The sequence below is a fragment of the Brenneria corticis genome (genome assembly GCF_003115855.1).
Lineage (GTDB): Bacteria > Pseudomonadota > Gammaproteobacteria > Enterobacterales > Enterobacteriaceae > Brenneria > Brenneria corticis.
The window spans coordinates 12840-35377 of sequence record NZ_KZ819089.1; the positions used below are offsets into that span (position 1 = coordinate 12840).

Below are 22538 nucleotides of genomic sequence, written 5' to 3' on the forward strand. Positions count from 1 at the left end.
AACATGCTGCATTTTTTCATTCGAAGACCCAAATTTGCGATGGTGCTGGCGTTAATTATCGTTATTGCCGGGTGTCTGGCGCTACGCTTGATACCGGTGGAGCAGTTTCCGGATATCACGCCGCCCGTTGTGCGCGTCAGCGCCTTTTATCCGGGCGCCAATGCCGGCGATGTGGCGCAGGCCGTCGGCGGCCCGATTGAGCGGCAGATTAATGGCGTCAGCCATATGCTGTATATGGAATCGAACAGCAGCAACAATGGGCGCTATGACCTGTCGATTACCTTTGCCAACGGAACCTCTGCCGATATGGCGGTGGTCGAGATCCAGAACCGTTTGTCACAGGTGACGGCGCAACTGCCGCCGGAAGTCAATGCCCAGGGCATCACCGTGCGTAAACGCGCGTCGAATATCCTGATGGGGATCAGCCTGACGTCGCCGAAACGGTCGCACGATATGCTCGCGCTGAGCCAGTTTGCCCGTCAGCGAGTGCGCGATGCGCTGGCGCGCATTGACGGCGTCGGGGATGTCGATGTGCTGGGCGCTCGGGACTACAGCATGCGAGTCTGGTTGAAACCCCAACGGATGGAAGCGCTGCACATCAGTACGGACGACATTATCACGGCGCTGCGTCAGCAAAACGTACAGGCGGCGGCGGGACAACTGGGCGCCTCGCCGACACCCGCAACCCAGTTGCAGACCCTCACGCTCAGCGGGCAAGGCCGACTTGATTCTCCCGCCGCGTTCTCCCGGATTGTGCTGCGCAGTAACGCGCACGGCGGCATGGTGCGGCTGGGGGATGTGGCCGATGTCGCGCTGGGCGCGGAAAACTATCAGATCAACGCCTCGGTGAATAATACATCCGGCGTATTGCTGATGGTCTACCCGGCGCCGGGGGCCAATGCGCTGCGTCTGGTCACCGCCATCAAGCGGGAGCTGGCGCGTCTCTCGGCCGATTTTCCTGAAGATATCCGCTATCAGGTGAAATTCGACGCCAGTGAATCGGTACAAAGCGCCATCAAGGAGATCAACCAGTCGCTGGCGCTGACGCTGCTGGTGGTATTGCTGGTGGTCTATCTGTTTATGCAGCGCATTCGGGCAACGCTTATCGTTGCGCTGGCGATCCCTGTTTCTCTGCTGGGTACGGTGGCGGTGCTCTATCTGATGGGGTACAGCCTGAATATGCTCAGCCTGTTCGCCATGGTGCTGGCGCTGAATATCGTGGTGGATGACGCGATTGTGGTGGTGGAAAGCGTCGAGCGGCTGATGAGCGATAGCCCCGGAAAAACGGCGCTGCAGGCGACGCGTGAAGCGGTCACGCAGATAGCCGGACCGGTTATTGCCACAACCTTGGTGCTGCTGGCGGTATTTGTGCCAATCACCATGATGTCGGGGATTAGCGGGGAGCTGTATCGTCAGTTTGCGCTGACGCTCTGCGCCGCGATGATCATTTCCAGCATCACGGCGTTGACCTTAACGCCCGCGCTGTCCGCCCTGCTGGTCCGCCGGCATGCCACGCCGGTAACCGGCGGATTCGCACGCTTCAATCGCGGCGTGGAGGCGCTGCGGGACGGGTATGTCCGGGTTGTCGGGTATATTAGCCGCCACGCCTGGATCGGCATAGCCGGTGTGGTCGGGGCGGCCGCTATCGTCTGGGGATGTTACCGCATGCTGCCGACGGCGTTCTTGCCGCAGGAGGATCAGGGATACGTCTTTATCAACGCGCAGCTACCGGATGGCGCATCGTTGATGCGCACCGACCAGGTGATGGATCAGATGTACCAGCAGTTGGCGGCAAATCCCGCGGTCGAAGACGTGATAAAAATCAGCGGATTCAGCCTGATCAGCGGGACCAATGCGTCGAATACCGGATTTGCGATTGTGATGCTGAAGCCCTGGCGGGAACGCCCGAGCGTCGATGAGCTGCTGCCGGCCATGCAGCAACAGCTGGCGCGCATTCCGTCGGCAATGCTGATGGTTATTGCGCCGCCGCCGATTAGCGGACTAGGAAATGCGGCGGGATTTGATCTGCGCTTGCAGGCGTTAAGCGGACAATCGCCCCGGCAACTCGCGCGCATCAGTCATGCTATTATTATGGCGGCCAATCAGCAGCCAGCGCTACAGCGGGTATTCACCACCTTCAGCGCCAACAGCCCGGAGCTAAAGCTGGTTATCGATCGCCAGCGGGCCGCGATGTTGCAGGTGCCGATTGAACGCGTCTTCGCCACGCTGCAAACCGCCTTTGGCGGTACGCTGGCGGGCGACTTCACCCAGGACAACCGGTTATATCGGGTCCAGGTGCAAAATGAAATGAATTACCGGCAGCGCAGTGAACAAATCCATCATCTGTCGGTACGCAGCAACAGCGGCGCGCTGGTCAATCTGAGCCAACTGGTGACGATGGAACCTACGCTGGGTACGCCGTTTCTGACGGCGTACAACCTGTTTCCCTCGGTATCGGTTAATGGTTCCGGCGCGGAAAACGTGCGCTCCGGCGAAACGATGCGGGTAATGGAGCAGGTACTGCGCGACCATCTGCCGCCAGGCTATGGCTACAGCTGGAGCGGATTATCGTTACAGGAACGACAAAACAGCGGACAGATCCTCTATCTTTGCCTGGCGGCTATGCTGTTTGCCTATCTGTTCCTGGTCGCGCAGTATGAAAGCTGGAGTATGCCGGCGGCGGTACTGCTCTCGGTGGTTTTTGCGCTGGCAGGCGCCGTGATCGGGCTGCAACTGACCGGCCTGACCAACAATATTTATGCGCAGATCGGGTTAATGTTGCTGATCGGTCTTGCCGCGAAGAACGCCATTTTGATCGTCGAATTTGCCGCTAAACGGCGCGCCGCGGGGGAAAACCTGATGCAATCCGCGCTCTCCGGCGCACGTCGGCGCTTTCGTGCGGTTATCATGACGGCGGTCTCCTTTATTATCGGGGTGATACCCTTGATGCTGGCGGGAGGAGCCAGCGAACAGAGCCGTCAGACGATCGGCGTGACGCTGTTTGCCGGCATGCTGGCGGCCACCACGCTGGGTCTGCTGTTTATTCCGGCGTTATATCTGCATATTCAGACCCTGCGGGAAAAATGCCACCGTCGTTTTAGTGGCGAAAATCCCCATAAAAATAAGAAGGATAAAGATGAGAACGCCCCTTCGCACCGATAATAAACTGCTGCAGCGGATGCTGCTTCTGGCGGCATTGACGGTCGTCGTCATTGGCGCCCATATGGCGGCGTCGATCCTCTCGCTGCTGCTGTTGTCGCTGTTTCTGGTCATCGTGCTGGAGCCGGTGGTCGGGGTGATATGCCGCACCGGCTTGCCCCGCCCGCTGGTCGTGACGCTGCTGGGCCTTATCTTGCTGTTGGCGCTGACTTATACGCTACTGATGATGGTGGCGGCGTTGCCGGAGTTTAACCAGATGAGTATGCAGATGCAGTGGCTGCTTACGCGACAGCTCGCCGACAGTAAATTATCGCTGGAAAGCATGGGGTTGTCGGTCACGCCGGAAGCCGTGGTCTCATTGATCGATCCCGGCCAGTTCTTATCCCTGATAGCCCGCATGCTGAACCGGATATCGAACCTGTTTTCGGCGGCGCTGGTGGTGTTTCTGACCGTCGTCTTTATGTTGATCGAGGTGCCGTCGCTGGCGACGAAGACGCAGAAACTGTTTCGGGCCGCCTCGCCTGAAATGCAGGCGGTGCGCAGCGGCATCGCCAGCGTAACGCACTACCTGGTATTAAAAACGCTGATCAGCGCCGCCAACGGGCTGGCCGTATGGGGCGTACTCTCGTTGCTTCAGGTGAAGTTCGCGTTTATCTGGGGAATTATCGCTTTCCTGTTCAACTTTATTCCGCTTATCGGTTCGATCGTCGCCTCTTTACCGCCGCTGATTCAGGCGTTTGTTTTTAACGGATTCGCCACCGGGGCGGCGGCGCTGGTTATCATTCTGCTGATCAACCTGCTATTGGGATGCGTGCTGGAGCCCTATCTATTCGGACGCAAACTGAATATGTCCGTCAGCGTTATCATGATTTCGTTGCTGGTATGGGGAGGGATACTGGGAATGATCGGAGTGTTGCTGGCGGTTCCGCTGACCATGACCTGCAAGCTGACGCTGGAACAGATTAACGGAGGAAAACGCTGGGCCCGTCTGATGGAAGGATAGCGCTAGCGCCGCAGCGGGATGTTATGCGCCTGGCTTGTGGTTAAAAGACCCGATGAACCCGGACTATATTGCTTATATACTGCATCAATCTGGTTCTATAATCGGCGAACGGCTATCCCGCTGACTGAAAATAACGGGTAATTTGATGATTTACATCATAGATAGGGAACTCACCTATAACTCGGACGATTGCACGCTGAGCCACCATTCTGACGATGAACCGATCAAACTCAGTATTCCCGCCGGGCGTTTGCTGGAACAATTGCTGGCATCCAACGGCGAGGTGCTTTCCCGGGAATACCTGTTAACCGAAGTGTGGGACAAATACGGATTACGCGGCTCAAACAGTAACCTTAACCAATATATCAGCCTGCTACGCCGCGCCCTCGCCGGATACGGGTGCGATAACCTGATCGTCACCGTGCCCAAAATGGGCTTTCGCCTGAATACGGATATCGAGATTAGCCGTGAGCCGGGCGCGGGCTTGCAGGAAACGGCGCCGCGGCGGGAAAAGAACGTGCCGCAGCAGGCCGAATCAAATACCGGCGTCAGCGAACCGTCGGCAACGGCGATGGCGGATGCGCCGCAGCGCCCCAAAGGACAGCGGCGTTTTTTCTGGTTTGCCGCCCTGGCGAGTATCGTCAGCGCATCGATTCTGATCGCCGCGCTGGCGCATCTGAGATCCAATCCGCAGGAGCGCGAGATTACGCCGGTCGAGGAGGTACTGGATAATGGCTGCGAGATCACCTACCTCAAAAACATCAGTCGGGACGATCGCCCCGCCGTCAATAGGCAGATTCAGCAAATCCTTACGGCAAACAAGCTGAGCTGCGGCGCTAACCGGCGCATCGTCTTTGATAACTATACCTCTGATTCCACACAGAATTACGGTCGCACCATGTTATCGTTCTGCCAGTTGGGCAACCATCGGGAAATCATCGCTTGCGATAACTTTTATTACTATGACTGGAGAATCAATTGAAGCGAGTCAAAACCTATACGCTCGTCGGGGTAGGTGCCGTGTTATTGCTGGCTGTGCTGATTGCGTTGCTGCTGTTACGGCAGAATACGACGTTTCCATTCAAATGCTCCGGATTTACGCGTTACGATCTGGGTCGCAACGGCAGCGTTCTTGATTATCATCTGGCGCAGGACCTGCGTTTTCAAAGCGCCAATGCCGGCTATTTTCTGCTGAACGGCCACGTCTCCACCGGCGATAAGGATATGACGCTGAGCCGAACGATCAATCTCGATAAAGGCGGGAAGCTCGATCAGGATACGTTCCGTTACCATATAAAGGCCGTCACGGCATCCGCCACGGACAATACCCCCGAACCGTTATTCAATCAGCTGCTGTCCGAGTTCACCACGGATAGCGCCACGCTGCAGTTGGACGTTATCCAGCTTGGCAAACAGGCCTATTTAATCGGCGGTCCGATTTCTTACCTGTTTACCTGCGTCGCTTATTAAGCGAAAACCGTGACGCCACGGCGTTCCAGAATAGGATGTAGTCAAAGGGAGAAACAGCATGCGTATAGCACTGGTGGTGGGAGGTGCGGGCGGATTGGGCCGCGCTGCGGCAACGCGCTTTGCACAAGACGGTATGACGGTGGTTATTGCGGATCTTGATGGCGACGTCGCAGAGAAACTGGCGGCGACGCTTCCCGGTCAGGGACATTGCGGTATCTCATTCAACATTGCCGACGAGGCGAGCGTGATCGCGGGATTCGAATATATCGAACAAAAGATGGGACCTGTCGCCGTTCTGGCGCAGTTTGCCGGTATTATCGGCGCAGGCGGGGCGGGAGCGGGTATTTCGCTGGCGGACGCCACGGTTGAGGACTGGGATCGTGTTCAGTCGGTCAACGCGCGCGGCACCTTCCTGTGTATTCGGGAAATGGCGCGCCGTCGTCGGCGTCTTGCCGTTGAACATGGCCGCATCATTACGATCTCCTCCGGTGCGGGTCAGCTTGGCAGCGTACAGTCCGGCGTCGCTTACTCGTCCTCCAAAGCCACGATCATCGGCCTGACGCGCGTGGCCGCCCGTGAGCTGGCCCCGCTTGGCATCACGGTCAATACTATCGCGCCCGGCCCGATAGATACGCCGATGCTGTCTCTGGCTATCAACGCGACGGGTGAACAGCGTCGTTATTCCTCGCTGGATGCGGTTCCCCTGCGCCGCATCGGTGAGCCCGACGAGATAGCGGCGGCCGCCTCCTATCTGGCCTCCCCTGAAGCGGGTTATGTTACCGGCACGACACTCGATGTAAACGGCGGCATTCATATGCATTGAGGAGAATCCGTTCAGCTTGGCGGACAGGGGCGGCGCCGGCCGCCCCTGGTGATGATTATTCCACCTCAACGTCAATCATTGGGGGGATATAACCGTAATCGAACTCTTCCAGCACGAAGGTCTGCGCGCCTTTCAGTTTGATCAATACCGTGGGAGCTTCGGTTCCTCCGATACGATAGCTGTCTTCACCCGTCGGCACCGAATCAATGAAGGACGTCACCAGACCGTTGGGCATAACGTAGTGCGAGTAGGTCTGGTAAGGCTGTGAAGGGGGATTCCCCAGCACCAGACCAGAACCATTCAGCGGCACGTAAGGCCCGAACAGGTTTTCACTGACGAACCCGTACACGCCGTCGGGCCCGGTGAGGCCATCGCCATAGGTAAACTTATGGCTGATGGTGAACAGATAATATTTCCCGTCCTGGAAAACAAAGTGCGGCCGTTCGGTCTGGTCGTTAACGCCGACGGCGGTAACCAACGGCGGCAGCAGTTCCCAGTCATCCCCATCCTCGTCGCGGCACACCGCAATACCGATGCAGCCCGTCTGGAAGTGGGAATTACCGGCATCCTCGTAGCCCGGCGGCACATCGCCCAGTTCGTCGGGACCGACCACGTGCGAGCCGCGCTCCCCGGCAACGTTGCCTTCAAACAGCATATACAGCTTGCCGCTTTTCGGATCGCGGAACGGGCAGGGATCGCGGAAGGCCCAGTACGGGTTTTGGCTTTCGGTCTGGTACATTTTGCCATCCGCCTCAAACAGACTTTTCACCTTTTTGAAGCCTACCATTTCCACGCCGTTTTCCGTGGTCACCACGCGACCGCGCACTTTGACGACGGTCGCGCCCGGGGTTACGGCGGTGTAGTACAGGTCAATTTCACCGCGTTCGTTCAACAGAACCGGCGTGCCGGCCCATTCGCGCGTGGTCGGCGATACTCCTTCGGCCATCACGCGACCGCCTATGATCCAGTCCTTACCGGTGCGTGAATACCAGAAGTACATTTTTGCCCGACCGTGGCGATCGTTCCAGTCGAGGGTGATATCGTAATTGCCCTGGTCGTCCTGATACTCCGGCGCGGTCGGGTTACGATCGGCGGTCAGGGTGAAAATCACCGACCAGCCGTTAACCGAGGCGATATTGCCATCGATGTCGCGCAGCGGCATGGTGTCCCAGATAAACACTTCATCGCTCATCACCGGGAAATCCGCGCTGACCAGCGGTTGGGTGGTGGTCGGGTCGTATTCATTGACCTTCAGCGCATCGGCCCGCGACCAGATTGTCGCCTTTGTCGGCTTGTGCGGCTGAATGCTTTTAAAGGAGCCGGTAAGGGTGCTGGTTTTACCTTTAGCTTGATATAGTTCACTCATAATATTTCTCTCTTTATAAAAAAATAAAAGCGGTCCGGATCAATAGATTTGATTTTCCGGCTACCGCTTTCTTTTGATTGGCTAATTTTCACATGATAACAGGCACGCAATGGCCCTCCCGCCAATATAACGGGATATATTCATCATGAGGATTCAACAACATAAAAATCACTTTATATAACGTTTATAAAATAATCTACCGTCCACACCTCCTTTATAACAAGTTAAAAAACAGAGCCATAAGAAAATAACTCATAAAGTAACCCGATTTACCTGATGAGTTTATTTCCTGGTTTTTTTATCATTCCCGATGCGGTCATTGAAAAACCGCAATATTCCGCGACGAAGCTGTTCGACGCCGATAAACCCGATCATGCCCCCCAACGCCGGCGTCAGCGTTTTGGGCAGCGAATAATATTCCAGCGACGCCACCGCCGTTAGGGTCAACGCCCCGCACAGCGCGCCTTCCAGCAGCATGCGCTGACAACTGCCGCCGACGTACGCCACGCGTAATATGGCGATAAAAATAGACAGCAGCACGCCGCCGGTAGGAACATCTCCGCGCCACCAGGCGTGTATTAATTCATAAATTCCCGCCCAGCTGAAGATATTACTTTGCATATTTATCCGTCCCCCAGAATGGATTAAGCCAATAGGAAATTTCTCATAAAACCTCCACTAATAAAAAAACCATAAAAAAAGCCCCGGGGTTATCCGGGGCTAAAATAAAAAAAGCCTGCTCGCAGCAGGCTTGATAATATGTTTGTTTTTCGATGTGCTAATCACTACATCGCCATCATGGAAATAAATCTAACCAGTTTTGGACAAGAGTGCAAGCCTTAATTTAAAAAAATTTCAATTTTATCTTTCGCGCTTTATTGTTGCGGTGAGGTAATCAGGGAAAATAATTTTTCGGCCGCCGTAGATTCCTGATAACACTGGGTAATAAGAGAATCATAAAATGCCTTCCAATTTCGTGACCATGTGCGCTGCGTTAACTCAGGCACCAGCGCTTTAATCACTTTATATGCCGTCGCGGATTTTACCGGTTTCATACCGCTGCCGCCGCAGCGCGGGCAGACCTTCTCTATCGTCGTTCCCGCCGCGCGCGAGGCGGCCTGGTCGGTCACTTTTCCCCGCCCCCGGCAACGGCAGCGGGCTTGCGGATCGTCCGCGGTCCTGCCGTACTCCTCCACCGCCATTTTCGCCAGCAGCAGCATACAGTTCGCCATCTGGCGGCCGGCGGCTTTTCCCACCAGCTTTGGCGCCCGTTTCATGCCGATACGGGCAATCCCTTCTATCGCCTTGCGCTTTTCTGCGGCATCTTTGTTGTACTTGGCGAAAATAAGGCTAAGCCCCAATGCTTCATGCGATTGAACCACTCCCAGCGCCAGCAAAATCTCGCTGTAGCCATTCCGCGCGCCCCGTGGAGCGGTGCCGCCGCTCCTGGCCCGGCAGACGGGCCCGCCGCCGTCTTGCGCCCGGTAAACGGACGGCGGCGCCGCTTCCCGACAGCTAAATATTGATGAGGCTGACTTCGGGCCGCACAGGCTCAGCGCATATTCAATCTTCATCGCGATATCTCCGTATAGCAGGCCGGCGCAGACAGCCTGGCCGTTCTCGCAACGGACGTAGTGTCGATTTACGTTCCATAGGCTCTTTCCTTTCGATCTTAACGTTAAATTATGTTGCACGGCCGCGGCGCGCGGCCATCCTGTCACTGTGCCAATGCCGTATGGGTAGTCAAAATTTAGTCATTTTTTTGTTGATTTTATTAGTTACAAAGTAGACTATAGTCAACTGAAATCAACAATACAACGAATAAATCCACACAGTGTTTATTTTTTAAGTTGGTGAAAATGACAGAGCTAACCGAACGCCTGCGCTATCTGATGCGCGAAGAGGGAATGAAGCAAAAGGATTTGGCCGAAATTGTGGGTACGTCACCCCAGACCGTGAACAACTGGTTGAAACGTGGAACGCTGAGCCGTGAATCCGCTCAGGCCATCAATGAAAAAACGGGTTATTCGCTGGACTGGTTGCTCAACGGCATTGGCCAGCCGAAACCGGAAAGCAGTAATTTCAAGGCCTCCCGCCTGCATGTTACCGAGTGGGAGAGCATTGATAATGATGATGACGAATTTGTGGAGGTTCCATTGTTAGGTGTCAGGCTATCGGCCGGAGGGGGCGCATATGATATTGACGAAGACGAAGTGTATGCTCTTCCCTTTCGTGCCCATACGTTAAGACGGCTTGGTATTCAAGTGGAAGATACCCGCGTGGTTACCGTGATGGGCGACAGTATGGAGCCCAAGCTGTCGGACGGCGATAAAGTCGCCGTCAACCTGTCGGACAGGCAAATCCGCGATGGCAAAATGTACGCCATCCGCATGGGGGAGCTGCAACGCGTCAAGGCGCTGATCAAGCGGCCGGACGGCAGTATCATCGTGCGTTCTTACAACCCGCTCTATGAGGACGAGGTGGTGACCAAGGAACAGATCATCAACGGTGAACTGGCCGTTATTGGCCGCGTGTGGTGGGTATCCGCGCTGGTGTAAGCCGCCCTCAAGAGAAACGGCGGTGCCGGAACATGCCGTACCGCCTGCCGCAGGTCGTTTTAGCGCACCGGGTGCGGCCAACGCGCATGCAACATGCAGGATGACGGATATACTTAATAATCATGCACAGCCCAGTGATGTTTAAATAAGGAGGCGACATGCCTTATTCAGCCACGAGTTCGCTGCCCGATAGCGTAAAAAACGTTCTGCCGACGCACGCGCAGGAAATTTATAAAGAGGCCTTCAACAGCGCCTGGGAGCAGTATAAAGACGCGGACGATCGACGGGGAGATGATAGCCGGGAGGAAACCGCGCACAAGGTCGCCTGGAGCGCGGTTAAACAGACTTATGCAAAAGGCGATGACGGCCGCTGGCATAAAAAATAAATTGTAATCCCCTTATTCAACCCGACCGAGAGACCAATGAGGCTGGAAGCCGCTCAGGCGGGCTAAAGCGTGTAAACGCAGCTAAAAGCGTGCATCGGATAAAACGCGGTCAACATACCTGATAAAGGGGTATTTAACGGCCGTTCCCCCCTTTTAACAGCACAGAAAGGTCGTCACATCGTGCTCTCTTTTCTGGTAGGTCCCGCGGAAACCGCGCCCCGCATAGCACTGCGGCGTTAAATCGGTCAGTAGCTCCAGCTCAAAGGTCTGGCTGGCGCTATCCAGCGCGACCATTCTTGCATCCACAAAATCGAAATAGTGCTTAACCTGAGGATACAGCGCCTTAAACAAACTCTCTTTGGCGGAAAAACTTAGCGTCAACAAACAGCGAAACTCATCATCCTGTGCGTGTAGCCAGTGATACTCATCTTCGCCCACAATGCCCGGCCACAGCGACTCGGCGCGTTTCGCCGACATAAACGTCTCGATATCCACCCCGACGCCGGAAAGCTCGGGGCTGCGGATATGCGCGGCGCACAATACGCTGTCCGTATTATGACTTAAGGAGCCGGCGATATTTTCCGGCCATTGCGGCGACCGATCCTTACCGCTGGACAGAACAAAATCCGGGTGCCCCAGCTTACCCAGCACCTGTTTAGCCAAACAGCGGCCGGCCAGAAACTCGGCGCGCCGTTTCGGTACGGAACGCGCCAGCGCGTCAGAAAATGGAATATCAGCCGCGGTAAACAGCTCGTCGGTATAAGCAGATAACCGGAAATGACTGCGGGCGCAAAAACCAGGATAAATAGCGCCATCCTTTGCCTGCGGGAACGTTATCCATTCAACATCATCAATAAAAACAGAAAGCATGTCACTTTACTCTTGAAGGAGAATTTACTCCTCGGGCGATCCAGCACCTTAACCATCCATGAATGATGGGCGACTCCCGCCCATCATCACTCAACCAAGCACCGTTACAATGCTAAAAAGAACCCTGCGATGCTGGCACTCATCAGGTTGGAAAGCGTACCCGCGGTTACCGCTTTCAAACCCAGCCTGGCAATATCCTGACGCCGGTTCGGCGCCATACTGCCCAATCCTCCAATAAGGATAGCTATCGATGACAGGTTAGCAAACCCACAAAGTGCGAATGAAATAATCGCCTTGGTATGATCGGACAATACCTGCAAGCCGGCGGCGGCGACCACGTCGTCCGCTTTCAGATATTCGCTGAAGTTCATGTAGGCAACGAACTCGTTGACGATCAGCTTCTGGCCGATAAATGAGCCGGCCTGCGCCGCTTCATCCCAGGGCACGCCGATCAAAAACGCCACGGGCGCAAACAGCCAGCCTAAAATCAGCTCCAGCGACAGTAGCGGATAGTTAAACCAACCGCCGACGCCGCCGAGAATACCGTTGAGCAAGGCGATCAAAGCGATAAACGCCAGCAGCATGGCGCCCACGTTCAGCGCCAGCTGCATACCGGAAGCCGCCCCGCTGGCCGCGGCGTCGATAACGTTGGCCGGTTTGTCTTCTGCATCGACAAAGCCGCTGATTTCATCGCGGTCATGGGTATTCTCGGTTTCCGGCACCATCAGTTTCGCAAACAACAGACCGCCGGGAGCCGCCATAAAGGAAGCCGCGATCAGGTATTCCAGCGGCACCCCCATCTGCGCGTAGCCCGCCATCACCGCCCCGGCGATGGAAGCCAGCCCGCCGCACATCACGGCGAATAATTCCGACTGGGTCATATTGGCGATATACGGGCGGACCACCAAGGGCGCCTCCGTCTGACCGACGAAAATATTCGCCGTGGCGGAAAGCGATTCGGTGCGCGACGTGCCCAGCAGTTTCTGCAGCCCGCCGCCGAGCAGCCGAATCACCCATTGCATCACGCCCATGTAATAGAGCACGGCGATAAGCGATGAGAAGAAAACGATAATCGGCAGTACGCGAAGCGCAAAAACAAACCCGCCGCCGCCAAATACTTCGAACATTTTGTCAGAGGCCAGGCCGCCGAACATAAAAGATACACCCTGATTGCCATAGGAAATGACGTTCGCCACCCCTTCCGTCATGCCGCCCAGCACCCGGCGTCCTAACGGGACATATAACACCAATGCGCCAATACCGATCTGAAGAAGGAAAGCGCCCAGTACCGTGCGCAGCCTGATGGCTTTCCGATTGCTGGAAAGCAGGACCGCAAATAATACCAGTGCCGCCATGCCGATGAGACTCATAAAGAGTTGCATGTGAAGTTCCCTTTAGCGCGAGATAACAATAATTTTTTGCCAACAAAAAACGGTGATTACCATCAATCGTCATATAAACGAGCAACCGATAGTCCGACAAGGCCGGAGACGGCCGCTATCGGTGGGGCCGATTATAAAGGCAGGATCTCAACAGAGGCCAATTTATGTCACAAATTCATACAACAGCGAACAGCCGAAAACATACAATAGTGATCTTCATCACACTTTTATCACTACTATAAGAAAAAACGCTGGCTATTTCGCAAGGTAAGGCGACGGAAAGCGTCTTGAGGAATAGATATCAGGCCAACTGCGCTACCTGTGCGGCGGCAACCCGAACAGTCGGCAGGAGTTGTGATATATCGCGCGCGCGATATCAACGGCGGGTTCGGGCCTTAACCGGCACAGCGACTGAAAAACCTGGTTTATCCGCTCCGGTCGATTTGGTTCTCCCTGGTAGCCGCAAACCGGCATATCCGGCGCATCGGTTTCCAGCAACAAACTGGCGAGGGGCAAACGGGCGATCGCCTGACGCGTCTTGTTGGCCCGCGGATAGGTAATGGTGCCGCCGACGCCGATATAGTAGCCGAGGCGGATAAAAGCCTGCGCCTGTTCCAGGCTGCCGGAAAAACCGTGGATCACGCCGGCGCGCGGCACCTTGCTACGGCGCAATAATTGCGCCAGCCGATCGTGGCTGCGCCGCGAGTGCAGAATAACCGGAAGATCGTAGCGCTTCGCCAGCTTAAGCTGAGCGCCAAGCAGCGCGCACTGTCGCTCAAACTGCGGCTCCGGCATATACAGATCCAGCCCAATCTCTCCCACGGCCGTCAGCCTGGCCGGATTTTGCCGCAGGCGGTCTTCCAGCAGCTCCAGGTCTGCGTCGCGGTGACGGGCAATATACAGCGGATGCAATCCAAGGGCGGCATAGAGGGACGGATGGTTAGCGGCCAATACCAGCACGCGTTCAAAATAGCGCGACGCAACGGCAGGAATAATAATGCGTTCGACACCCGCCTCTGCAGCCAGACGCAGGCTTGTCAGCTCATGCTCGCTAAACGGCGGAAAATCGAAATGACAGTGGGTATCAATAAAATGATGAGGTATGGCGGGGGGGGCGATAAGCATAGGCTCAAGCGCCATAAACTTGATCGGGATAATCGATCTGCCGCAGCACATCCATCGCTGCCGCCGGCAAACCGGCAACAAAAATACGCGTTTCCAAGCTATTTACCCTCAGTGTAAAACCGTCTTCTCCGAGGATACCTTTTCGTGCTCTTTTCCGTAACCTTCTTGCAGTACGCCGGATAAATAACCGTGGTTTCCTTCCAGCCAGGCGCAGTCACTGTCAAACCATTCGGCCCACAGCGACCAGAAATTTCCTTTCCACTGTTTCCATTTGCCAACGGCGATGTCGCTATTCATCATACTCCTCCTGATAAACGTTCGAAGTTAAGCAAATACCACCAACAGTGTGCCGGATAAATATGACAGCCACATGGCGTGACCGTCCTATTTTTTAGCCTTTGGTACTATTTATCTTACGACATATCCAGGATTATCGGGAAGCGCCTGTGGTTATCAGGAGCTTGGCTACGGTCGTTTTCGGCCGAGGAACAAGCTCACCAGGAACAGAATAATCCCGACAACAAAGACGATTTTAGCAGCGCCAGCTGCCGTCCCTGCCAGGCCACCAAACCCCAGTGCCGCGGCAATCAACGCAATCACTAAAAAGATAATACCCCAACGAAACATACGCTCTCCTTACCAGAAAACTGAAAATCGTGGCGGCAATCGAAAAACATCCGGATTGCGTACCCACATGGTGGTTGGTACTGTTTTACAGGTTATGGCGGGTTATCCGCCTGAGCGGACGACCCTGACCCTCGCCTGACGTTATGACTTGATCGTCAAATCATTTTTGACACTTTTAACGCCGTCGACCGCTTTGGAGATACTTTCAGCGCGTTCCGACTGCGCCTGATTGTCGACGGTACCGCTAAGCAGCACGACACCTTCCTGTGTTTCTACCTTCACTTTACGTGAAGGGACGATGTCGTCCGCCAGCAGCTTCGCTTTAATCGAACTGGTGATCACCGCATCATCGGCATAGGCGCCGACTGACTGCGATGCATTGTCTTTAACCTGCAGCTTGTCGCTGACAGACTTCACCCCTTCCACGTTGCCGGCGATTTGCACCGCGTGAGCCGATACTTCCTGGCTGCTGACGAAGCCGCTCAGGGTGACCACCCCGTTAGTGGTGGCCACGGAGATGTCGCCGCTTTTGATGGCCTTATCTTCCAGCAGGGCGCTTTTTACCTTGGCCGTGGTGGCGCTGTCGCTTACGTAGCCAGACGCTTTATCTGTGGAACTATCGATTTTTTCACCAGTAGTACTTGCTATACGCTGTACTTTTTGTCCCACAGTATCTTCCGCCAGCGCACTACCGCCGGCCAGAATAGAGCCCAATACGACCACCAGCAGTGACTGTGTAAGTTTGGTCTTATTCATCGATTTTTTCCCTTTATGTTTTTATGTGTCCGGCGCATGGCGGCGCGGCCCACGTTAACGCGGTGATTACGAATGCTATTCAGAATATTGCCGTTATGTTTGTTAACTTGATGCTCCATCATTTATGTCATTTAAATGATAAAAAACAGAGCAATACATTGTTAATACATATAAAAATAAAACAATGAACCACCTTCAATCTCGTTAACAGTTAAACAAACTAAAATACTTAACACGTTGTTAACTATAGACCACTATGCTCAAAATCACAGGGTAATATCGATAAAAGAGGCGCAACCAGGGGGAATTCAGATTTGTCTGTGGCATGCTTTACAGGCATAACATGCGCTGAAGATAGAGGTAACTTACTGATAAATAATTATCATTTAAAAAAAACACCCGCGCCGGCCATGATTATTCCATGACCCGGACGGGTGTTTATATCTACACCAAATGGTGGATATTTATACTCGTCATACTTCAAGCTGCAGGTGCGTTGGCTGCATTACTCGGCCCATCCATGGGCCTCGCCCCGTTGGGGCCGCTGCAAGCAGCGTTCAAATCTGCTCCAGGCAGATTTGTCAGTCACCCGAATCACTTACCTGTGTAAGCTCATCGGGATTAAATGAGAGACTTCCTGTCTCTCACCGGAGGCCAGCCGTTGGCTGNAGTATATACAGCACAGAGCGAATTAATGTTCGCGCGTTTTATGGAACTCGACTTCGGGATAACGTTCCCGCGTCAGGTTAAGGTTGACCAGCGTCGGCGCGATATAAGCCAGATTGTCGCCGCCGTCCAACGCCAGATGCTGTTCGTTCTTGCGCTTGAACTCCTCAAACTTTTTCACATCGGCGCACTCGACCCAGCGCGCGGTGGAGACGTTGACGGATTCATAAAGCGCTTCCACGTTGTATTCGCTCTTCAGGCGGGCGACCACTACGTCAAACTGCAATACCCCTACCGCGCCGACGATAAGATCGTTATTGGTCAGCGGACGGAATACCTGCACCGCCCCCTCTTCGGACAGCTGCACCAGGCCTTTCAGCAACTGCTTCTGTTTCAACGGATCGCGCAGGCGGATGCGGCGGAACAGCTCAGGCGCAAAGTTCGGGATCCCGGTGAATTTCATCTCTTCGCCCTGGGTAAAGGTATCCCCAATCTGGATGGTGCCGTGGTTATGCAGGCCGATGATATCGCCGGGATAGGCCTCTTCAACGTGAGAACGGTCGCCCGCCATAAAGGTCAGCGCATCGGAAATCACCACGTCTTTGCCGGTACGCACCTGACGCAGCTTCATCCCTTTTTCATATCTGCCGGACACCACGCGCATAAACGCCACCCGGTCGCGGTGTTTCGGGTCCATATTGGCCTGAATTTTAAACACGAAACCGGTGAATTTTTCCTCGGCGGCCACCACTTGGCGCGTATCGGTTTTACGCGGCATCGGCGCCGGCGCCCAGGCGACCAGCCCGTCCAGCATATGGTCGACGCCGAAGTTGCCCAGCGCGGTGCCGAAAAACACCGGCGTCAGATCGCCGGACAGGAAAGCATCCAGCTCAAACTCATGGGATGCCCCTTGCACCAGCTCCAGCTCTTCACGCAGCTGCAGCGCCAGATCTTCGCCCACCGCCGCGTCCAGATCCGGGTTATCCAGCCCTTTTACGATGCGCACTTCCTGAATCGTATGGCCTTTACCGCTCTGGTAAAGATAGGTCTCGTCTTTATAGAGGTGATAAACCCCTTTGAATAACTTGCCGCAGCCAATCGGCCAGGTGATGGGGGCGCAGGCGATTTTCAGCTCGCGTTCCACCTCATCCAGCACTTCCATCGGGTCGCGGATATCGCGGTCCAGCTTGTTCATAAACGTCAGGATCGGCGTATCGCGCAGGCGCGTTACCTCCATCAGCTTACGGGTACGATCTTCCACCCCTTTCGCCGCATCAATCACCATCAGACAGCAGTCCACCGCCGTCAGCGTACGGTAGGTATCCTCGGAGAAGTCTTCGTGCCCCGGGGTATCCAGCAGATTGACCAGACAGTCATGATAGGGAAACTGCATCACCGAGGTGGTAATGGAGATTCCGCGCTGTTTTTCCATCTCCATCCAGTCGGACTTCGCATGCTGGCTCGAACCACGCCCTTTTACCGTACCGGCGGTCTGGATCGCCTGCCCGAACAGCAACACCTTTTCCGTAATGGTGGTTTTACCGGCGTCGGGGTGGGAAATGATGGCGAAGGTGCGTCGTTTCGCGACTTCGCGGGCGTATTCACTTGGAGACATGATTTTCAGGTTTCTTCTGTTAGCCACCCGGCGTCGGCATCAAGTCAAAATCATACCGATGTCAGCGTCAGGCGAAGCGGGAATAAAATCGTAAGCCGGGTATTTTCCCTGATTTAACGGTGATACACAATCAGTGACTGCAAGCGGCGGAAATCGCGCCCTGCGCGGACAACGCGCGGCGCGGCTTCACGCCGCCGCAACGGTGACGGGGTTGACGGCATATGCGCCGGACTGATGACGTGCGCGGCGGCGTCGGTTCAGGCGCCCAGCGTGGCGCCGCCGTCAATAACGATATCCTGCAGCGTGATATGGCCGGCAAGATCGGACGCCATAAACAAAATGGCGTCGGCGATATCCTGCGGACGAGCGATTTTCCCCAGCGGAATGCCCAATTTGAACTGGTCGGGAAAACCGTCGATGGTGGATTGCTCCCCCGCCGTCGACGCCCACATGCCGCGCAGCATGGGGGTGTCCGTCGAGCCCGGCGAGATCAGATTACAGCGCACGCCATACGGCGCCAACTCAAGCCCCGCGGTCAGACACAGGCTGCGCACCGCCGCCTTGGACGCGCAGTAGGCGGCCATGCCCACGCGGGGAACGTGCGCGGCATTGGACGCCACCGTCACAATGGCCCCGCCGCGCTGGCGCTGAAACTGCGGGATCGCCGCCTGCAACAGATTGAAGACGCCGCTCGCGTTAACCGCCAGGCAATCCTGCCAGTCCTGCTGACTGAGCTTTTCCGTCGCCCCCATACGCAGAATACCGGCGCCGTTGACCAGCACATCCAGCCGCAGGGTTTGCGACAGCAGCGCGCCGCAACGGTCGGCCACGGCGGCGGCATCGCGGATATCCAGCAGGCAGGGAGTGAAAGGCAATGCCGTATCCGGGAACGCCAGATCAAACCCCACCACCTCGGCGCCCGCCTCTACGAAGCGGCACGCCGTTTCATAGCCGATGCCGCGACCGGCGCCGGTTACCCATACCTGTTTACCGCTGAAATCAAAGCGGGCGCTCATGCTTCCTCCCGCTGCGGCTGCGCCAGCAATGTCAGCCAGTGGTTGATGGTCGGACTTTTTACCAGGGCCACGAAATCCACATCGTGGCCCTGCTGACGCCAGCGCGCCGCCAGCGACATAATGCGCACGGAGTCCAGCCCGTAATCCAGCAGGTTTTCGTCATCGTCCACCTCGCCGCAGTCATCATCCAGAAGCGGCAACAGCTCCGCCCGCAGACGGGATTTACCGTACCCTTGTGTCGCGGACTTATCCGCTACCAGTTGGTCGGTGGTGACCACCCGCGCGCAGCGTCCTGCGCTATAGCGCAGGGCCATCATATGCTCTTCCAGGGAGAAATCGGCCAGCGCGTCCGCCACCATAAAGGGCTTGATATCGCGCATAAAAGCGTCGTTCGCCGTGGTAAGGCAGCCGATATGGGCATAAACGCCGCATATAATCAGCTGATCGCGACCGGCGTCGCGCAGCCGTTGTTCCAGGTCGGTGCGCACAAAGGCGCTATAGCGCCATTTCACCAGCACGGTGTCCGCGTCCTCCGGCGTCAGAGCGTCGGTGATTTCCTGCTGTTCGGGATAGTTATTCAGCCCCGGCCCCCACATATCGTTCAACAACGCCCGGTCGGCGGCGCTCTGATTATTCGGCTGGGCGGTGTAGAACACCGGAATGCCGCGCTGACGGCAAAAGTTTTTCAGGCGCGCAATATTGTCGATAATCCGGGCGGTGAGCGGGCTGTTCTCGCCCCAGAAATTGAGAAAATAGCGCTGCATATCATGGATCAGCAACGCCGCCCGCGCCGTTTCCAGCGGCCAGCTCACTTTGTTGTCGGGCAGCGCCTCCGCCGACGGCAGAGGGTAGCTATTCAGTTTGGGAATACTCATGGATGACTCTCCTGCGGGATAAGCTGCTGCGCCATCTCGCGCAAACGCTGTTTATCAACTTTACCCACCGGCGTTTCCGGCAACGCAGGCAGGCTTGCAAAACGATCCGGCAATTTGTAATCGGCGATGCCCTGCTCGCGCAGATGACGGCGCAGCGCCACGGATTTGATCGCTTCCCGGCAAACGACGAAAGCGCAGCTCTTTTCCCCCATCAGCGGGTCGGGAATCGCCACCAGCGCGGCGTTAATCACCTGAGGGTGGCGTAAAAGCAGGTTTTCAATCTCCTCGGCGGCAATCTTTTCGCCGCCGCGGTTAATCTGATCTTTCTCCCGCCCCACCACCTGCAGGTAGCCGTCCTCGCGCTGGATCACCACATCGCCGGAGCAGTAGAAGCCCTGTTCATCAAATACCTGCCGGTTATGCTGCGGACTGCGGTAATAGCCCCGAAAGGTGTAGGGGCCGCGGGTCATCAGGCGCCCGGCCTGTCCGCGCGGCTGGGGGTTGCCTGCGGCATCGGCCACCCAGACTTCGTCATCCGTGCTGATGGGACGCCCCTGGGTGGTGAAAATACGCTCATCGTCGTCGTCCAGGCGGGTGTAGTTCACCAGCCCTTCCGCCATGCCGAACACCTGCTGGAGCCGACATCCCAGCTCGGCGGGAATGCGCCGTGCCAGCGCCTCGCTCAGCCGCGCGCCGCCGACCTGTAATAATTCCAGGCTTTGCAGCGCCGTGCGCTGCCCGGCCAGCGCGACCGCCTCCAACCATAGGCTTACCGCCGGCGGCACCAGCGCCGTAACGTTAATCCGATGCCGTTCAATCAGCGGGAAACAGTGGGTCGCGCTGGGGTCGCTCGCCATCACCACCGTTCCCCCGGCATAGAACACGCCCAGGGCGCCCGGCGAGCTAAGCGGATAGTTATGGGCGGCCGGCAAGGCGCACAGGTAGCGGGTTTGGGCATTGAAACGGCAAATATCCACGCTGGCGCGGATACTGTAATAGTAATCGTTGTGGGTGCGGGGGATCAGTTTCGGCGTGCCGGTACTGCCGCCGGATAGTTGGAAAAACGCCACCTCGTCCGGCGGCGTCGGCGAGGAAAGATTATCATCCCCGGTTTCCTGCAGCAGATGGAGCAAATCGCGCTCAGGATCGCCGTCGCCGCGCAGTATAACCTGTTGTAAAGAGGGGTGGTTCTGCTGTAGCGTCTCAATAAACCTATCGTCGTGGAACAGCTCATGGCCGCGATCGGCGATCAGCAGCGCCGGCGCGATCTGCTGCGCATAGGCGCTCAATTCACTGCGCTGATGGTTGAACAGCGCGTTCACCAGCACCACGCCAATACGCAGCAAGGCGAAATAGGTCTGGTAAAATTCGGCGATATTCCCCAACTGCACCAGCGCCGTTTGCCCGCGCCGTACCCCGCGCCGCATCAGCGCGCCCGCCAGCCGGTTGACGCTGTGGTTTAGCTGGCGATAGCTGAAACGGCGATCGCCGTCGATCAGCGCCAGCGCATCGTTGTCTTTATGGCGGCTGAGAATGTCGCCCAGCGGCCGGTCGGTCCAATAGCCGCGCTCACGATAGCGCCGTTCCAGTTCAGCGGGCCAGCGGTTGAATTCAATGATCATGCGACGCACTCCCGATCGTTGGTTATCCCAAAGGCGTTGAGCATGGTGCTCAGCTTCACGCCGGTTTCGTTCCATTCGGAAACCGGCTGCGAATCCGGCACGATGCCGGCGCCGGCAAACAGCGTCACCCGGTTGTCACGCACTTCGCCGCAGCGGATGGTAACCACCCATTCGCCGTTGCCCTGCGCATCGCACCAGCCGACGATGCCGCCGAACAGCCCGCGGTCGAAGGGTTCCAGGGCGGCGATTAGGGAACGCGCCGCGTCGGTCGGATAACCGCACAGAGCCGGCGTGGGATGGAGCAAACTGGCCAGTGACAAAGCGTTGTCGGTTTCATTAGCCGTTTCGCCGCTGATGGCGGTCGCCAAATGCCACAGCGTGGCGGTGGAGAGCAGTTGCGGCGTATCGGGTATATGCAGTTGGCGACAGCGTGAGGTCAACACTCGGCGCATCTCGTTAATCACCACCTGATGCTCATAACCATCCTTCACCGAATCCAGCAATCGTTGCCCCGCGTTCCGATCCGCCTGCGGGTCAGCGGCCCGCGCGGCCGATCCCGCCAGCGGCGTAGAGTGTAGATGACGCCCCGACTTACGCAACAATAATTCAGGGCTGGCGCCCAGCAACGCGCCATCGTCAAGAGGGACATAAAAATGGTAGGCATCGGGTTCTCTGGCCAGCATACGCGCCACCAGCGCCCGATGGTCGACCGGCGCGCTGAGTTCAATATCCAGCAGCCGCGAGAGCACGACCTTGGCGATGTTCCCCTCCCGCGTCGCATTCACGGCCTGACTCACCAAATCGACAAAAACCTCCCGGTTTGGTCGAGGCGCGGCGGTGACGATATCCGGTAATGAAGGACAATCGTTGAGTAAGGGCATGGTTAAATCGGATCGATGGAACCAGTGGCTTTGCCGGGGAATAAACAGCGACGACGGACGGGTGGCGTCAAAAGGGATCGCGCCGACCAGCACAGGTTCGGCAATACCCTCCTCCCTGGCGTGCGCAAACGCCTGTTGCAGGGTTCGCTGAAATTCGCCTTCGGCATCAAAACCATCGCTGGCTGGCGTTGCCAGCGACATAAAACGCCCCTGTGTATACAGGCTACGAAAGGGCGAACTGAAAAAAAATCCTGAGTCCGGCCTCCAACCATTTTTCTCTTCCTGCGTGATATTGTCCCTAATCAAACGGTACACTCGCAACCTCCTGTATCATTCAT

The 22538-nt window shown here is 56.3% G+C and carries 21 protein-coding genes; 7 read left to right on the forward strand and 14 right to left on the reverse strand.

From position 1 onward, the window contains the following. The first annotated feature begins 3 nt into the window (after positions 1–3). The 5 genes from DDT56_RS18390 (at position 4) to DDT56_RS18410 (ending at position 6455) form a co-directional block, all read left to right on the forward strand. Positions 4–3162, forward strand: a complete 3159-nt coding sequence (locus DDT56_RS18390) for an efflux RND transporter permease subunit (protein WP_136167872.1) — start codon at positions 4–6, stop codon at positions 3160–3162. After that, positions 3137–4162 (forward strand): AI-2E family transporter, encoded by a 1026-nt coding sequence (locus DDT56_RS18395; RefSeq protein ID WP_136167873.1) that lies wholly within the window; start codon positions 3137–3139, stop codon positions 4160–4162. Before DDT56_RS18390 ends, DDT56_RS18395 begins: the two co-directional genes overlap by 26 nt. Positions 4163–4307: 145 nt before the next feature. Beyond that, on the forward strand, positions 4308–5144 hold the full coding sequence (locus DDT56_RS18400; protein ID WP_136167874.1) for a winged helix-turn-helix domain-containing protein: 837 nt from the start codon (positions 4308–4310) through the stop codon (positions 5142–5144). Then, positions 5141–5632, forward strand: coding sequence for a FidL-like protein (locus tag DDT56_RS18405; protein WP_136167875.1), 492 nt, complete (start codon positions 5141–5143; stop codon positions 5630–5632). The genes DDT56_RS18400 and DDT56_RS18405 overlap by 4 nt, the downstream gene beginning before the upstream one ends. Positions 5633–5690: 58 nt before the next feature. Then, positions 5691–6455: an SDR family NAD(P)-dependent oxidoreductase gene (locus DDT56_RS18410; RefSeq protein WP_136167876.1), complete on the forward strand. Its 765-nt coding sequence runs from the start codon at positions 5691–5693 to the stop codon at positions 6453–6455. Between the two features lie 55 nt (positions 6456–6510). Here DDT56_RS18410 and DDT56_RS18415 read toward each other — a convergent pair whose 3' ends face one another. The 3 genes from DDT56_RS18415 to DDT56_RS18425 form a co-directional block, all read right to left on the reverse strand. After that, positions 6511–7821 carry a glycoside hydrolase family 68 protein gene (locus DDT56_RS18415; RefSeq protein WP_246856819.1) on the reverse strand — a complete coding sequence of 437 codons (1311 nt, stop codon included), beginning with the start codon at positions 7819–7821 and terminating at the stop codon, positions 6511–6513. Between the two features lie 282 nt (positions 7822–8103). Beyond that, positions 8104–8442, reverse strand: a complete 339-nt coding sequence (locus DDT56_RS18420) for a phage holin, lambda family (protein ID WP_136167877.1) — start codon at positions 8440–8442, stop codon at positions 8104–8106. Between the two features lie 254 nt (positions 8443–8696). Next, the gene (locus DDT56_RS18425; RefSeq protein ID WP_136167878.1) at positions 8697–9395 is read right to left on the reverse strand and encodes an antitermination protein Q; all 699 of its coding nucleotides are present in this window, start codon (positions 9393–9395) and stop codon (positions 8697–8699) included. 285 nt (positions 9396–9680) lie between these two features. On the opposite strand from DDT56_RS18425, the gene DDT56_RS18430 reads away from it, so the two are divergent. Then, entirely contained in the window at positions 9681–10379 is a 699-nt protein-coding gene (locus tag DDT56_RS18430) for a LexA family transcriptional regulator (protein WP_136167879.1), read from the forward strand. Between the two features lie 158 nt (positions 10380–10537). Beyond that, positions 10538–10765 (forward strand): putative cation transport regulator ChaB, encoded by a 228-nt coding sequence (gene chaB, locus DDT56_RS18435; protein ID WP_136167880.1) that lies wholly within the window; start codon positions 10538–10540, stop codon positions 10763–10765. A gap of 153 nt (positions 10766–10918) precedes the next feature. On the opposite strand, the gene DDT56_RS18440 is transcribed toward chaB, so the two are convergent. From DDT56_RS18440 to DDT56_RS18490, 11 genes are all read right to left on the reverse strand, one after another. Continuing rightward, on the reverse strand, positions 10919–11635 hold the full coding sequence (locus tag DDT56_RS18440) for a 4'-phosphopantetheinyl transferase family protein (protein ID WP_136167881.1): 717 nt from the start codon (positions 11633–11635) through the stop codon (positions 10919–10921). 104 nt (positions 11636–11739) lie between these two features. Next, positions 11740–13017 carry a NupC/NupG family nucleoside CNT transporter gene (locus DDT56_RS18445; RefSeq protein WP_136167882.1) on the reverse strand — a complete coding sequence of 426 codons (1278 nt, stop codon included), beginning with the start codon at positions 13015–13017 and terminating at the stop codon, positions 11740–11742. Positions 13018–13332: 315 nt separating this feature from the next. Beyond that, the gene (locus DDT56_RS18450) at positions 13333–14142 is read right to left on the reverse strand and encodes a TatD family hydrolase (protein WP_136167883.1); all 810 of its coding nucleotides are present in this window, start codon (positions 14140–14142) and stop codon (positions 13333–13335) included. A 108-nt stretch (positions 14143–14250) separates the two neighbouring features. After that, on the reverse strand, positions 14251–14439 hold the full coding sequence (locus tag DDT56_RS18455; protein WP_009114572.1) for a CsbD family protein: 189 nt from the start codon (positions 14437–14439) through the stop codon (positions 14251–14253). A gap of 168 nt (positions 14440–14607) precedes the next feature. Beyond that, positions 14608–14769 (reverse strand): DUF1328 domain-containing protein, encoded by a 162-nt coding sequence (locus DDT56_RS18460; RefSeq protein WP_121574819.1) that lies wholly within the window; start codon positions 14767–14769, stop codon positions 14608–14610. A 141-nt stretch (positions 14770–14910) separates the two neighbouring features. After that, a complete protein-coding gene (osmY, locus tag DDT56_RS18465; RefSeq protein ID WP_136167884.1) occupies positions 14911–15525 on the reverse strand; it encodes a molecular chaperone OsmY in 615 nt (204 codons plus the stop codon). Positions 15526–16216: 691 nt separating this feature from the next. Then, positions 16217–17806 carry a peptide chain release factor 3 gene (gene prfC, locus DDT56_RS18470; protein WP_136167885.1) on the reverse strand — a complete coding sequence of 530 codons (1590 nt, stop codon included), beginning with the start codon at positions 17804–17806 and terminating at the stop codon, positions 16217–16219. A gap of 257 nt (positions 17807–18063) precedes the next feature. After that, positions 18064–18822: a 2,3-dihydro-2,3-dihydroxybenzoate dehydrogenase gene (gene dhbA, locus DDT56_RS18475; protein ID WP_136167886.1), complete on the reverse strand. Its 759-nt coding sequence runs from the start codon at positions 18820–18822 to the stop codon at positions 18064–18066. Beyond that, on the reverse strand, positions 18819–19697 hold the full coding sequence (locus DDT56_RS18480) for an isochorismatase (RefSeq protein WP_136167887.1): 879 nt from the start codon (positions 19695–19697) through the stop codon (positions 18819–18821). Before DDT56_RS18480 ends, dhbA begins: the two co-directional genes overlap by 4 nt. Further along, positions 19694–21319: a (2,3-dihydroxybenzoyl)adenylate synthase gene (locus DDT56_RS18485; protein ID WP_136167888.1), complete on the reverse strand. Its 1626-nt coding sequence runs from the start codon at positions 21317–21319 to the stop codon at positions 19694–19696. The genes DDT56_RS18480 and DDT56_RS18485 overlap by 4 nt, the downstream gene beginning before the upstream one ends. Next, positions 21316–22506, reverse strand: a complete 1191-nt coding sequence (locus DDT56_RS18490; protein ID WP_246856820.1) for an isochorismate synthase — start codon at positions 22504–22506, stop codon at positions 21316–21318. The genes DDT56_RS18485 and DDT56_RS18490 overlap by 4 nt, the downstream gene beginning before the upstream one ends. Positions 22507–22538: the final 32 nt, after the last annotated feature.